This is a genomic window from Streptomyces sp. cg36 (genome assembly GCF_041080675.1).
Taxonomy (GTDB): Bacteria; Actinomycetota; Actinomycetes; order Streptomycetales; family Streptomycetaceae; genus Streptomyces.
Genome location: NZ_CP163520.1, coordinates 8455025 through 8468664 on the forward strand (window position 1 = coordinate 8455025; position 13640 = coordinate 8468664).

Annotated in this window: 14 protein-coding genes; 5 read left to right on the plus strand and 9 right to left on the minus strand. The window is 70.0% G+C overall.

Annotated elements, in window-relative coordinates; all coding sequences use genetic code 11:
* The first annotated feature begins 20 nt into the window (after positions 1–20).
* The 5 genes from cas7e to cas2e all read left to right on the plus strand — a co-directional run bounded on the left by cas7e (position 21) and on the right by cas2e (position 4292).
* Complete coding sequence (cas7e, locus tag AB5J87_RS37200; protein ID WP_369383179.1) at positions 21–1196, plus strand: type I-E CRISPR-associated protein Cas7/Cse4/CasC; 1176 nt, start codon at positions 21–23, stop codon at positions 1194–1196.
* Positions 1193–2017, plus strand: coding sequence for a type I-E CRISPR-associated protein Cas5/CasD (gene cas5e, locus AB5J87_RS37205; protein ID WP_369383180.1), 825 nt, complete (start codon positions 1193–1195; stop codon positions 2015–2017). The genes cas7e and cas5e overlap by 4 nt, the downstream gene beginning before the upstream one ends.
* The gene (gene cas6e / locus AB5J87_RS37210) at positions 2014–2688 is read left to right on the plus strand and encodes a type I-E CRISPR-associated protein Cas6/Cse3/CasE (RefSeq protein WP_369383181.1); all 675 of its coding nucleotides are present in this window, start codon (positions 2014–2016) and stop codon (positions 2686–2688) included. The genes cas5e and cas6e overlap by 4 nt, the downstream gene beginning before the upstream one ends.
* A gap of 207 nt (positions 2689–2895) precedes the next feature.
* Complete coding sequence (cas1e, locus tag AB5J87_RS37215) at positions 2896–3975, plus strand: type I-E CRISPR-associated endonuclease Cas1e (RefSeq protein WP_369383182.1); 1080 nt, start codon at positions 2896–2898, stop codon at positions 3973–3975.
* 2 nt (positions 3976–3977) lie between these two features.
* Positions 3978–4292 (plus strand): type I-E CRISPR-associated endoribonuclease Cas2e, encoded by a 315-nt coding sequence (gene cas2e, locus AB5J87_RS37220; RefSeq protein WP_369383183.1) that lies wholly within the window; start codon positions 3978–3980, stop codon positions 4290–4292.
* 1067 nt (positions 4293–5359) lie between these two features.
* Here the strand turns inward: cas2e and AB5J87_RS37225 are convergent.
* From AB5J87_RS37225 to AB5J87_RS37265, 9 genes are all read right to left on the minus strand, one after another.
* A complete protein-coding gene (locus AB5J87_RS37225; protein WP_369383184.1) occupies positions 5360–5902 on the minus strand; it encodes a hypothetical protein in 543 nt (180 codons plus the stop codon).
* 36 nt (positions 5903–5938) lie between these two features.
* Positions 5939–6757 (minus strand): SAM-dependent methyltransferase, encoded by an 819-nt coding sequence (locus tag AB5J87_RS37230; protein ID WP_369383185.1) that lies wholly within the window; start codon positions 6755–6757, stop codon positions 5939–5941.
* Positions 6758–6813: 56 nt separating this feature from the next.
* Complete coding sequence (locus AB5J87_RS37235; protein WP_369383186.1) at positions 6814–7461, minus strand: GntR family transcriptional regulator; 648 nt, start codon at positions 7459–7461, stop codon at positions 6814–6816.
* The gene (locus tag AB5J87_RS37240) at positions 7458–8402 is read right to left on the minus strand and encodes a Scr1 family TA system antitoxin-like transcriptional regulator (RefSeq protein ID WP_369383187.1); all 945 of its coding nucleotides are present in this window, start codon (positions 8400–8402) and stop codon (positions 7458–7460) included. Before AB5J87_RS37240 ends, AB5J87_RS37235 begins: the two co-directional genes overlap by 4 nt.
* 8 nt (positions 8403–8410) lie before the next feature.
* Positions 8411–8644: a hypothetical protein gene (locus AB5J87_RS37245; protein WP_369383188.1), complete on the minus strand. Its 234-nt coding sequence runs from the start codon at positions 8642–8644 to the stop codon at positions 8411–8413.
* Between the two features lie 233 nt (positions 8645–8877).
* The gene (locus AB5J87_RS37250; RefSeq protein ID WP_369383189.1) at positions 8878–10257 is read right to left on the minus strand and encodes a glutamine synthetase family protein; all 1380 of its coding nucleotides are present in this window, start codon (positions 10255–10257) and stop codon (positions 8878–8880) included.
* A 75-nt stretch (positions 10258–10332) separates the two neighbouring features.
* On the minus strand, positions 10333–11754 hold the full coding sequence (locus AB5J87_RS37255; RefSeq protein WP_369383766.1) for an amino acid permease: 1422 nt from the start codon (positions 11752–11754) through the stop codon (positions 10333–10335).
* 157 nt (positions 11755–11911) lie between these two features.
* A complete protein-coding gene (locus tag AB5J87_RS37260; RefSeq protein WP_369383190.1) occupies positions 11912–12934 on the minus strand; it encodes a hypothetical protein in 1023 nt (340 codons plus the stop codon).
* 35 nt (positions 12935–12969) lie between these two features.
* On the minus strand, positions 12970–13575 hold the full coding sequence (locus AB5J87_RS37265) for a hypothetical protein (protein ID WP_369383191.1): 606 nt from the start codon (positions 13573–13575) through the stop codon (positions 12970–12972).
* Positions 13576–13640 lie beyond the last annotated feature (65 nt).

Genomic DNA, 13640 nt, shown 5'->3' on the forward strand with positions numbered 1-13640 from the left:
CCTCACCACAGGAGATCTTGATGGACCGCAGGCCACGCTTCATCGACATCCACGTCATCCAGCCCGTCCCCTACGCCAACCTGAACCGGGACGACACCAACTCGGTGAAAACCATGCTCTACGGCGACGCCCTGCGTACCCGCATCTCCAGCCAGTCCTGGAAGCGGGCCGTCCGCGAGCACTTCCAGGACGCGCTCGGCGACAACGCGCTGCGCACACGCCGCATCGGCGAGCGGGTCGCCGAAGTGCTCCGCAACCGTGGATGGGACAACGCCCCTGCCGAGCGCGCGGGTGCGCATGTTGCGGCAGGAAGCAGCATCAAGTGGGAGGTGGCCAAGGGGAAAGACAACCAGCCCATCCCGAACAAGATTCTGACCAACACACTCGTCTACCTCACTGAAAGCGCTGTCGAGGAACTTGCTGACATCGCCGAAGCCCACAAGGACATGCTCACCACGGACTTTACCGGCAAGGGCAGGACCAAGCCCGAGAGCGCCCTGAAAGGAAAGATCGACAAAGTCCTGACCGACAGGAACGGCGTCATCAACCTCTTCGGCCGCATGCTCGCCGAGGTAGACCGTGCCGATGTCGACGGTGCCGTCCAGGTCGCGCATGCCTTCACCACGCACACCACCGAGATCGAACTCGACTACTTCGCAGCCGTCGACGACGTCACCGCGATGAGAGGCGACGAAACCGGCAGCGGTCATATGGGCACCGCCGAGTTCAGCACCGGCACCTTCTACCGGTTCGCCACCGTCGATCTCCAGGAACTCATGAAGAACCTGGGCGACGACCACGACACGGCCCTGGAGGCGGCCCGCGAGCTCGCCAGCCAGTTCCTGCTCTCCTTCATCGAATCGCTGCCGCAGGCGAAGAAGAACTCCACGGCCCCGCACACGCTCCCGCACCTGGTCCACCTGGCCGTCCGCTCCGACCGGCCCCTGTCGTTCGCCGCAGCCTTCGAAGAGCCCGTACAGTCTGCCGAACGCGGCGGCTACGTCAACCGCTCCGTGCAAGGCATCGACGCCTACTCCAAGGCCGCCAACACGCTCCTCGGCCCCGAGCGGGTCCTGCACGGGGCACACGCTTGCCTCCACTTCGACAAGCTGGAGCACCTCGGTGAGCGCCACGCCTCCTTCGGAGCACTCGTCACCACCACCATCGACATCGCTCTCCCCCAGGCACCGCAGTGACCGAAACCCCCTCCCGCGGTCTGCTGCTGCGCCTGGCAGGCCCACTCCAGTCCTGGGGCACCCACAGCAAATTCCAGCGCCGCGACACAGCACGATTCCCCACCCGGTCCGGCGTCGTGGGCATGCTCGCCGCAGGTCTCGGACGGGAGCGCCAGGCACGCGTGGACGACCTCACACAACTGTCGATGACGGTGCGTGTCGACCGACCCGGCGTCGTGCTGTCCGACTACCACACCGTAGGCGGTGGGCTACCCGCCGATGAGACAGTGATCACCGTGGACGGGGAACGCCGGCCCAAAGACAAGAGCACTGTGGTCTCCCGGCGTCAGTACCTGGCCGACGCTGCCTTCACCCTCGCGCTCACCAGCGACGATGAAGAACTACTTGCCTCATGCGCCGGTGCCCTGCGCGACCCGCGCTGGCCCCTCTTTCTCGGCCGCCGTTCCTGCCCGCCAGAGGGGCCGGTACTGCTGGGAACCGTGGACGATCCGCTGCAGCACCTGGTCCGGATGCCCTTGGCAGCCAAGAGGCCGCACGGCGGCCCGCAGCCGATCGAGTTCTACGGCGACCGACCGCTCGGAGCACTCCCCGTGAGCACCAACGCCCCAGACAGCGGTGACGGTGACCACCACAGCGGCGAAGTCACCGACGAGCCGATGTCGTTCGCCCCGCTGGAGCGTCTGTACCAGCCCCGGCCGCTGTACCGGCGTGCCGCGTACCTTCTGGAGGCAGGATACGAAGGCTTCGGCACCGGCTATTTGAAGATGCTTCAAAGGTATATCGATACCCACATCTCCCCTCCGGAGAGGAGGACTTGGTGACTGTCTGGCTGACCCGCATCCTGCCCTCACCCACTTCTTCCGAGGCCCGCCGAGATCTCAGCGGAAACGCCCAGGGCATCCGATTGCACCAACGGGTGCTGCAGATGTTCCCCGACGGAGCCGAAGGCCCGGCCCGGGCCGCATTCGGAGTGCTGTTCCGTGCCGAGGAAACCGTCCGTGGACCGCAGATCCTCCTGCAAAGCCGCCTCGAGCCCGCCCCCTCCCGCCTGCCGGCGGATTACGGACAAGTCGAAACGCGCATCCTTGACGACCTGTTGGCACAACTCCACAAGGGGCAGATCGTCAACTACCGCTGCGTGGCCAATCCCGTGCGCAAACCAGGGATGACCTCTCGGGAGGCATACAACCTCCCTCCGGTCGTCGCCTTGAGCGGCAATGCTGCCGTTGAATGGTGGGAACGCCAGTCCGCCGCCGCTGGTTTGGAACCTCTGCACATCAATGCCCAGCCGCTCGACGCGGTCCGCGGACCTCGAGGTTCGAAAGGTGCCGCCGCAAAGCAGCGAATCCAGCATTCCCGCACCCGATTCGACGGGACCGCCCGAGTCCTCGACGCCGGCCTGCTCCGCGAGAAGGTCGCGGCAGGTATCGGCCGGGGCAAGGCCCACGGATGCGGCCTGCTGACACTTGCACCCATACAACAGCGGTTGTGAGTGATGGGCTCTCAGATGAACTGAACGTCTGCCGGGAATCTGTAGATAGGATGGGCGGAATCCACGTACCGGCCTTCTCGGTGGGCTTACTGGACCCAGGTCCCCGAGGCAGAAGCGGGCGAACCGCGTGTGCTCATTGTGAACTAAATAGAGCAGCTACGGTCCCCGCGCAGGCGGAGGTAAACCGGGGCCACGGCACGGCGCCGGATGGCCGCACCCACCCTCGCCATGCTGCCGCGCGTCGGCGACTCCCTTTCCTTCCTGTATGCCGACGTCGTCCGCATCGTCCAGGACGACACCGGCGTCTGCGCCGAGACCACCACAGCCGAAGGCGAAACCACCCGCGTCTACCTGCCCACCGCAGCGCTCTCCTGCGTCCTGCTCGGCCCCGGCACCTCCATCACCCAGCCGGCACTGGCCACCTTCGCCCGCCACGGCACCACCGTTGTCTGCAGCGGATCCGGCGGCGTCCGCTGCTACTCCACCACCACATCCGACGCGTTGACCACCCGCTGGCTCGAACACCAAGTCCACCAGTGGTGCGACCCGCAACGCCGCCTGGAAGTCGCCCGGCAGATGTACCTCAAACGCTTCGACACCCCCGTACCCGCCTCCACCCCCCTCAACAAACTCCGGGGCCTGGAGGGACAACGCGTCAAAGCCCTCTACCGCCTGCTCGCCCAGCAGCACCGCATCGGCCGCTTCCGCCGCAACTATGACCCCGCCGCCTGGGACGACCAAGACCCCGTCAACCTGGCCCTGTCCTCCGCCAACACCTGCCTGTATGGCATCGTGCACGCCGCCCTCGCCGCCCTCGGATGCTCACCCGCGCTCGGCTTCGTCCACCAGGGCAAACAGCACGCCTTCGTCTACGACATCGCCGACCTGTACAAGGCGGAAATCACCATCCCGCTGGCCTTCGCTCTGCACGACGCGTCCCACCCCGAAGCCATGGCCCGAAGAGGGTTCCGCGAGGGACTGCGTCTGTACAAGCTGCTGCCGAGAATCGTCACCGACGTACAGTCCCTCCTCGCACCCGACGACGCTCATGCCATCCCGGACGGGCAGGAAGTCGAACTCGTCAATCTCTGGGACCCTGACGTCGGCTCGGTGCCCGCAGGAGTCAACTACGCCCCAGTAGCCGCCACATCGTCCCTGACGTCTTCCCACAGCCAAGAGACGACGACAGGCACAGAGTCCTCAGACACGGGACGAGACAGCACTGCCGACAGACATGGAGGCGGCGTCCGAAGTGATGTCAGGGATCCAGTGACGGAAGGCGGTTGACCGTGCCCAATCTGACGGTCCTGGCTACCACAGCAGTACCCGACCACGTACGGGGCGCGCTGACCCGCTGGATGATCGAACCCACCCCGGGTCTCTACGTAGGAACCCTCTCCGCGCGTGTCCGCGATGAGCTCTGGCGAGTCGTCAGCGGCTCCATCGGCAGCGGAGCCGCAGTACTCATCCATCCAGAGGCCAACGAACAGGGATTCACGCTGCAGACCGCCGGCGAACGTCGCCGCATCCCCGTAGATCTTGATGGCCTCACACTCGTCGCGTTCCGCCCGGAAGAGAGTCAAGAAATGGCAAACCCGAGATAGAAGGCCAGGTCAGGAAGAGTGGTCCCCGCGCAGGCGGGGGTGAACCGCGGGGCCGCCCGGACCGGGCCTGGTCCGTACGGTGGTCCCCGCGCAGGCGGGGGTGAACCGCTCCGGTCCCTGCTGCCGGGCTACGAGGATGCGTGGTCCCCGCGCAGGCGGGGGTGAACCGCACGCTGCGGAGCCGCCCCGCAGTCCTGACGGGTGGTCCCCGCGCAGGCGGGGGTGAACCGTGTTCAGAGCCACCACCGCATTGAAGCCGGTCGTGGTCCCCGCGCAGGCGGGGGTGAACCGTACGGCACCCACATGTTCGACGCGCTCAACGCGTGGTCCCCGCGCAGGCGGGGGTGAACCTCATCGTCCCCACCCCCCCAGATCGTCAGCGCCTGTGATCCCCGCGCAGGCGGGGGTGAACCTTCCGAGTCGATCGGCGCGGCGGAGGCGGCGGCGTGGTCCCCGCGCAGGCGGGGGTGAACCGCTGGATGAGCTCGGCAATTCCTGGATCGACATGTGGTCCCCGCGCAGGCGGGGGTGAACCGGTGATGCGCACGGCTGCCTCCCGGATTGTGTTGTGGTCCCCGAGCAGGCGGGGGTGAACCGGGGAACGGCCGCAGTCTCGACGTCACTACTGAGTGGTCCCCGCGCAGGCGGGGGTGAACCGTCCCACACGGGGTCGGTGGCGGCGTCGCTCGCGTGGTCCCCGCGCAGGCGGGGGTGAACCGCGCCCCCGCCCGGCCCGAAGGCCAGACGGGGGGTGGTCCCCGCGCAGGCGGGGGTGAACCGTAATGCCAACGGAATTGTCGGTGGCGGGAGTTGTGGTCCCCGCGCAGGCGGGGGTGAACCGGTGCCGGACTGGCGGACCATCCGCGGCGGCCTGTGGTCCCCGCGCAGGCGGGGGTTAGCCGAGATCAACTTCCGGCTGGTCAACCACCGTTACGTGGTCCCCGCGCAGGCGGGGTGCGGGCTGAACCCGCGAAGCTGCCGGGTGGGGGGCTGAGCGCTGTACTGGATCATTCGTGCGCCGACCTGCTGGGCGACGGGTGGGGCCTGGCACCGTCCGGTGTCAACTGTCATACCGTCAGCTCCGTATTGGTCGCGATGATCCGGTCGATGCGGGGGACGGGCTCGGCGCGGCGCTGCAGCAGGTGGGTGTGTCCCAGTCCGGGGGAGCGGATCCAGCAGACCTGTTCCCAGCCGCACGTCGTGCGCAGGTGGGCGGCGAGCCGGTCATCGGGTACCGCGCAGCGCACCCAGGCCAGTTGGCCGGGCAGGCGGGCCGCGGTGTTGCTCAGCCACGGGGAGGCAAGGCGGGCGAGGCGTTCGCCGCGCCGGTCGGGATGGGTGATTGCCGCGGTGATGGTGAGTGCGGGTTCCTGCTGTTCCGCGGCGGTCCATCCGATGAGGGGGGTTTCCCGGACCAGGGTGAGGATGCCGGCGAGTTCGCCGTCTTCGAGCAGGGCGAGGAAGTCGGTGTGCGTATGGTGGTCTTCGAGCAGGCTCGCCATGGCGAGCATCTGGCCCGTCTGCGGGCCCGGTTGCCGCGCGGCCCACGCCTCCCGGGCGGCCAGCAGGGTGGAGATTGGGCGGCGTTCTACGTGCGCGAGTGAGGTCATCAAATACACGGGAGATCCGGTCCCTTTACGGTCGGGTCATGGTGTGACGGCGATGGCGGCGTAGGCGCCGGAGTGTGCGTCGGGGGCGCGGGTGTGGGGATGGCCGGGATGCCAGCGTGCGGTGGGGACGAGCCCCGGGGCCAGCAGCGGCCAGTTGCCCAGCAGTGCGGCGATCGCGTCGCGGGTGCGCGGGCGGAAGGCGCAGGATGCTTCTTCGTCCCACAGGGCTGTGAGCTGGTCCCGTGTGTGCGGCGTGGGGGAGAGGTCGTTGGTGGCGTGGGTGAGGGAGAGAGCGCTGCCCGGCGGCAGCCATGCCCGCAGCGCGGTGAGGGCGTTCGCCGCCTCCTGGTCGTTGCCGATCCATGGCAGTACGTCGTGGAGGAGGGCGGCGATGGGGCGGCTGGGATCGAACCGGTCCGCGATCATCGGGTGGGCGAGCAGTTCGGGCATGAGGCGGATGTCGGCGTGCAGGACGCCGGGGTTGCCGTGCAGGCCGGCCATGGTGCTCTGGGCATGCCCGGCGGCAATCGCGTCGATCTCCACGTGCACGATCGTGGCCTGGGGCAGCACGTTGGACAGGAGCGGCGTCGTGCGTCGCTGCAGGGCCCGTGACCAGTCGTCGGCGTAGCCGCAGCCCAGATCGAGGATCTGCGTGAAGCCCCGCCCGGCCAGGAATTGGGCGGTCAGGGTGTGGTGGAGGCGGTTGATGACGGCCGCCGTGCGGACCGTGTCGTCGACGTTGGCCAGACGCTGTGCGAAGGCGTCGTCGATTGCGAAGTCCCCGCGGCCCGTACTGAGCCAGCGGTACACGCGCGCCGCATCGGGACGCAGGAACGACTCGCCCCCCACATCCACACGCGCACCCGGCCCCCTCCACGACGGCACACCGCGATCCCCTTCGGTGACATCGTTCAGCACGGCGTGCCCCTTCGCGGCAGGCGCGCGGACGCCTCCACCGACCCGGCCGGGGACGTGTCACTCTCGGCTGCAGCTTGGTGTGGCCCGGCCATAGACGGGGGGCCGGGCAGGGGACGCACACCAACCCGGCGGCGCACCTTCACCACCTGCTCGATCCTGAGCCGGCGCACGGCGCCCGCCACCACCCGGCCGGGCACCTGGTAGCCCTCGCGCAGCTCACGGCGCGTGCGCGGCTGTCCCGGGAGCCAGGCACCCGAGGCGATGTCGCCCCTTATGCGGGCGGCCAGTTGAGTAATCTGCCGGTTCACCGCCGACTCCGACTCCGGCTCCGGCCCCGGCTGCGGGGCGGGGCAGGAGGCGAGTGCCCGCCTTTCCAGCTCCTCGCAGGCGGCGTCGGCGATGACGGCCCGGCCCTGGCGGCAGGTGGCGATGATGCCGGTCCGCTTCAGCCGGCGTACGGCCTGGTGCATGATCCCGGTCGTCACGCCGAACTGGGCGGCCAGCTGCACCAGAGCAGGGGTGGACGTCGAAGGGCGGTAGGTGCCGTCCGCGATCCGCGCGCACAGCAGGTCAGCAGCGCGGTCAACAGCCACCAGCATCTGCGGCCCGAGCGGGGTGGTGGAGGCAGCGGGTGCCCTCATGGCTGGCGCCGGGACGAGGAGGCGAGAGCATGACGGGGGCCGGCCGTGTGGGCGGGCCGCTGGACCGGGGGAAGCGTGTGTGCTGTGCAGTTCGCGGCGGCCTCGTGCAGGAGCGTGGCACTGCCTGCCCCGTCCGCCGTCCGAGCGGCCAACTCGTCCAGAAGGTGCTGCTGTTCCATGCCGGGGGGTCCGTTGCGGTAGGTGGCGCTGGCGGAGCTCTCCTCGACCCACACGGCGGGCCTGTGGGGGCCGGGCAGGGTCAGCTGGAGGAGGTCACTGCCCTGGGAGCGCTGCGGGCGGGCGGTTGCGGCGGGGATGATGCGGATGTCCGCGCGCCGCTCGTCAACCACCGTGCACAGATGGGTGAGCTGGTCGGCCAGCGGATCGGGCATACCGGGTGCACCAGCGACCCGGCGCGTGAGAACGGGCGCATCCAGGATCACCTCGGCGTGCTCCCACGTGTGATGGTCGAACACGCCAGGCCGCTGCCCAGGGCGGGCGCTGCTGTGATCCAGCACCGTTGCCGGGCGCAGCCGTTCCAGGCCGGCCGCGTAAGCGGGGGTGCGCACGAGCGCGGGGACGGCCCGGTCGCTGAACACCCGGATACGGAGCGCACAGCCTTCGAGGGCTGCGAGCCGCGGCTGCCAGCCGACGGCGGCGTCGGTGAGGGTGTGGCCCGGGGCCTCATCACGGCCGGCTGCGGCCCAGCCCGCCAGAATCTCGTGCACGTGAGGGGGCTGGCAGTACAGCCGCAGCAGGCGGTCCAGGCTTGCCTGCGGGGGAGCTGCCCGGCCGCTCTCACCGTCGGCGAGTTCCGCCGCGGAGACGCGGGCGGCGGCCGCTGCCAGGGCGCGGCTGACGCCCCACCGGCGGCGCATCTGGGTCAGGCTGGCGCCCAGGACCAGCAGGCCCACCGGCGGGCTGGGGAAGGTCACGGTCATGATCACTCTCACAGGGCGGGGAGGCGGAGGGGGGAGTGCGGGGGCGTGGCGAGGAGCGCGTAGGCGCCTGAATACCGGGGCGGGCTGCTGCGGTCGGGGTGCGCCGGGTGCCATCGGCTGGCGGGCACCGGCTCGCGGTGGCCGAGCAGCCGCCACCCGTCCAGGAGAGCGGTGAGGGCCGCACCGGTACGGGCGCGCCAGGGGAGGTGCGCGGCGGCGTAGAGGGCCGCCGCCGCACGCATGCCCAGGCCGTGCAGGTCGCCGGTCCCGTGGGCGAGGGAAACCAGTGCGGCCCGGACATGTCCATGTAACGGAACCCGGCCTCGGCGGCCGCGCGGGCGACGACATGGTGCGGGGCGGTGGGGGCGATCGTTGACCGCGTCAGACATAACTCCACGACAAGTCCCTGGAAAGCGAGATGGCCGGCATGTACCGGGGGTGGCGGCCCGGCCGTGAGGGGCCGGGCCGTCGGGGGTCAGGCTTGGGTGAACCAGCGGGCCTGTTCCGCGTCGGTGACCGTTCTGTGCTGGTGGCTGATTTCGGCCGCAGCAAGGTGGACCAACGCGTCGATGGTCTCTTCCCCGAATGCGTGCTCGGCGGGCTTGCTGTGTTCCAGCAGGCGGAGCGCTTCGTCGAGACTCGCGGGCAGTTCCGGTTCGTCGCGCGCGGTGTGGGCGTCGTCGAACCAGCGCGGCGGCACGGCCAGAGTGGATTCCAGGCCGTGGACGATGGCGGCGATCACTGCCGCCATCGCGAGGTAGGGGTTGGCATCCGCTCCACCAACTCGGATCTCGGTGCGCAGGCTGGGGCCCTGGCCGGTCACCCGCACCGCGCAGGTGCGGTTGTCGATGCCCCAGGTCATGCGGGTGGGGGCGAAGGAGCCGGGCAGGTAGCGCTTGTAGGAGTTGGTGTTCGGCGCATACAGCACCGCCAGTTCGGGCAGCACATCCAGCATCCCCGCGATCGCCCGCTTCCCCGTCTGGGAGAGCACCCTTCCTTCGTGGTGGGGGAAGGCGGGGGTGCCGTTGCGGGTGAGGGAGACGTGCAGGTGCAGGCCGCTGCCGACGCCGGTCTGCGGCGCGGCCATGAAGGTGGCCTGCGCCCCGGCCTGGCGGGCCAGGGTGCGGGCGGCGTGCTTGAACATGACGTGCTGGTCACAGGCTTGGAAGGCGTCCCCGTAGGGGAAGGTGACTTCGATCTGCCCGGCGGCGGCCTCGGTCTTGACCGCCTCCACCGGCATACCCGCCGCTGCCAGAGCGTGCTGCAGGTGGTGGATGTAGCGGGTGAAAGCGGGGGGCTGGTTGAGGCCGTAGTCGCCGCCCGGGGTCAGCGGCGCCAGTCCGGGCCCGCCGACCGTCTGGCCGGGGGCGTACACACCTTGGTAGAGGACGAACTCTGTTTCCAGGCCGGCGTGGGCGTGCAGTCCGTGGGCGGCCAGACGGCGAAGCTGGTGCCGCAAGACCTCCCGCGGATTGAGTACGGCCGGCTCGTCCCGGCCGGTGAAGGCGTCGGCCAGGACGAGCGCGGATTTCGGCAGCCACGGCACGGTCCGCGCGGTTTCCAGGTCGGGCATCACGCGGAAGTCGGGAAAGCCCTCCTCCATGGAGGCGAGGCCCGATCCGGCGGGGGCCGGGTTCATGTCGATCGTGCTGGAGAGCAGGTAGGCGCACATCTCCGCGCCGTGCGGCACGACCTCGTTGAGGAAGTGGCGTGCACCGAACCGCTTGCCGACGAGCCGTCCGTGCGGGTCGACCAGCGCACACACCACCGTCTCGACGCGGCCGTCCCCGACCGCTGCGGCCAGGGCCTCCCGAGGAGAAGACGCGGGGGACAGCGGCCGGGACGGGACGGCCATGCGGGCGGAGGAGAGAAGCGGGCCGCCAGGGTGCTCGGACTCGGCGCCCCTGCGGGGATTGAACAGGGGAGGCATTCAGACCACCTCGTCCTGGATCTCGGCGAGGGTGCCGCTGGCCGGGACCGCGGGCAGCTCGTAGCCCTTGCCCGCCGCCTTCCACCACACCGCTGCCAGGGCGAGGGCGACGAGGAGGGCGAGGGGGGCGTAGTTGAAGGTGTCGATGGTGACGGGATGGCTCTGGGGCAGGCAGAAGACGACCGTCACGAACGCCACCCACACCACCGCGACCGTCCCGACCACCCCGCTCCAGCGGCCCAGGTTCCAGGGGCCCGGCTCGAAGGCGCGGCCTTTGCGGAGGCGCAGGTAGATGGGGATGGCGTAGGCGGGGGTGATGCCGATGACGTTGATGGCGACGACCGCACCGTAGGCGGTCGGGCTGTAGAGGTAGGGCAGGGCGAGCAGGGCGGCGACGGTGACCGAGAGCCATACCGCGGCCCGGGGTGTGCCGGTGGGTTCGTGCACCGTGCGCCAGCGGGTGGAGCCGGGCAGGGCGTTGTCCCGGGAGAACGCGAAGATCATGCGGGAGCAGGCGGCGGTCTCGGCGTTGCCGCAGAACAGCTGCGCGATGATCACCACCAGCAGCAGCGCCTTCGCCCACCCCACCCCCAGCGCGTCGAGGAAGATCTGCGCCGGAGGCACACCCAGTGCGCTGTTCTGCACTGCTGTGTAGTCGTGGATGGCGAAGGTCAGCCCGCACAGCAGGATGAAGCCGGCGGCCCAGGACCAGGTGATGGCGCTCATGATGCCGCGCGGGGCGGCCTGGGCGGCGTGGGTGGTCTCCTCCGACAGGTGGGCGGAGGCGTCGTAGCCGGAGAACGTGTACTGCGCCAGCAGCAGCCCGAGCAGGATCACATAGCCGTTGGAGGACCAGCCGGTGGTGTTCACAAACGCGGTGAACGCGTAGTTGGGGGAGCGGTGGTGGGTGGGGGCGAGGGTGAGGGCGCCCACGATGAGGACGACGCCCGCCAGGTGCCACCACACACTCACCACGTTCAGCAGCGATATCAGCCGCACCCCGAACAGGTTCAGCACCGCGTGCAGCACGAGGATCCCCAGGTAGATGGCCATGATCTTGCCGGGGGTGGGGGTGAAGCCGGTCTGCAGGTTCAAGAACGCGCCGGTGAACAGGGCCGCGCCGAAGTCGATCCCGGCGATGCCGCCGAGCAGGCCCAGCAAATTGAGCCAGCCGGTGTACCAGCCCCACCTTCTGCCGCCGAGGCGGTCCGCCATGAAGTACAGGCCGCCGCTGGTGGGGTAGGCGCTGGTGACCTCGGCCAGTGCCGCCCCCACACAGCAGACCATGAGACCCACGGCCAGCCAGCCCCACAGCATGACGGCGGGCCCGCCCGCCCCCATGCCGAAGCCGTACATCGTCATGCACCCGGACAGGACGCTGATCACCGAGAACGAGATGGCGGCGTTCCCGAACCGGCCCATCCGCCGGGACAGCTCAGGGGTATAGCCCAGCTCACGCAGCCGCTCATCATCGGCCAACGCGGCCCGTCTGGCCGGGGGTAAGGACGGAGAAGACAACACAACCTCCAAGAGAACGGAAAGGAACACGGATCAGGGACCGAGGCCGGGGACCTGTTGGTCAGGGCCAGGACCAGGAGGGGCGGGGAGGAGTTTGAGGGTTTGGGGGTCGGGTGGTGCGTGCGGGACTGAGGCAGATGGCACGTGCCCGCAGGAACTCGTGGGCGGCCAGCGCGTGTTGGGAGGGGTCTGTGGTGGTGTAGGCCCAGGGGGCGCGGGTGAAGTGGCAGTCCAGGACCTGAAAGACCGCCCCGGCCCGCACGTATTCACCGGCTGTGAACAGGGCGTGGGCCAGGTGGTTGAGGTCGGCGACCGACACGTGCGGATCGGCGCGCAGATCCGCGCCGGCGGCGGCGATCATGACGTCACGGTTGACCGGGTCGCGCGCCCATTGGCGGCGCAGCAGCGGATTGCGGTCCCCGTCGTGGCGGAAGGACTCCACGGCGGCATACAGCGGCAGCATCAGCAGCGCAGCGTCTTGTCGCGGGCGCGCCCATGAGCTCACCCAACGGGCGAAGTCAGCAGCGCCCGCGCCGGAGCCGGGCCGGGTGACGCAGCGCAGCATCTGGTGCGCGGCCTCCCGGTTGCAGGGGTGTCGCTGCCAGATGGCCGACCACAGCTTCCACGGCCCCCGGGGCAGCATCGGCTCGCTCGCCTTCTGCCAGTAGGCGGGATTGCGGAAGCCGGCGTCCGCCACTCCCAGCGCCAGCAGTGCAATCAGCGGCACCGGGTCCGCCGGGGCGCGCTCATGGGCGTGCTCGCAGCTGGCATACGCCGCGTCAACCAGGGCAGGGGCAGTGGTCTGACGGCGGCGGTGCGCGTCCAGGGCCCGCTGCACCAGGACCCGGGCGTGCATGACGTGCGCGTCCACGCAGTGCGGCTCCTCGGCAAGCCAGGCCCCCACCACGTCGCTGCCCGTACGCGCGGCGGCCGCGGCCAGGACCTGGGTCCGCGAGGTGCGCAGCACCCAGTCCCGCCCGGTCGCGTGCAGAAGATCGCGTATCGCAGCCCACCGGGCCGCCCCCATCTCCTCCAGCGCGGTACGCAGCGGCATGTCGAACCCGGCCGGATGGTAGACCGGCACCATCGTCTCCTCACCCACCCTGCCGCGCCGCCCCATCACCGCACCCCTTCCACGGGCGGTCCCTGCGTCTTGAGGGCGGTGCGCAGCGCCGCCTCGGTGAGGATGGCCTGGTCGAGTGCGGGGAGCCGTTCGGCGGCCCGGTGCAGGAACAGGACCTGACGGCCCCCGTCCTGTGCCTGCCGCTCCAGTTCCCAGGCGCACATCTGACACAGGTAGTCGGCCAGGCGCCGGTCGTGGACGCTCACGGTGACACGCGACGCCGGCGGGGTGAGGCAGGCGGCCTGGTCGCTGACCCACATCGACAGCAGCACCCCCAGCCGCAGATGCCGCATCCTGGCATGGGTGTATGCCTCGACCACCTCCAGCACCCGCCGCTGCCGCTGGCGCCCGCAGGCGTCCAAATCGACGCCGGGAGTGCGGTCTTCGCGGGCGAGGACCACGACGGCGCGCAGCAGATCGTCGTCGAAGAGACCGGCCACGCATCCGCCCGCGCTGGGGGGCGTGCCGAGGAACGCGGCGATCCGCAGCGGGACGGCAGCGCCCTCGCCGGGCAGCTCGGCGTCCAGGGCGCGCACCCGGTCTTGGACCAGCGTGACCGCGGCAGCGGTATCCGCAGCGGTGAGCAGGCGCATCACATACATGCGTTTCTCCTCGGTGGACGAGGAGGCGTGAAGCCGGGGGCCGTGGCGCTGCGCAGGGGTCGGGT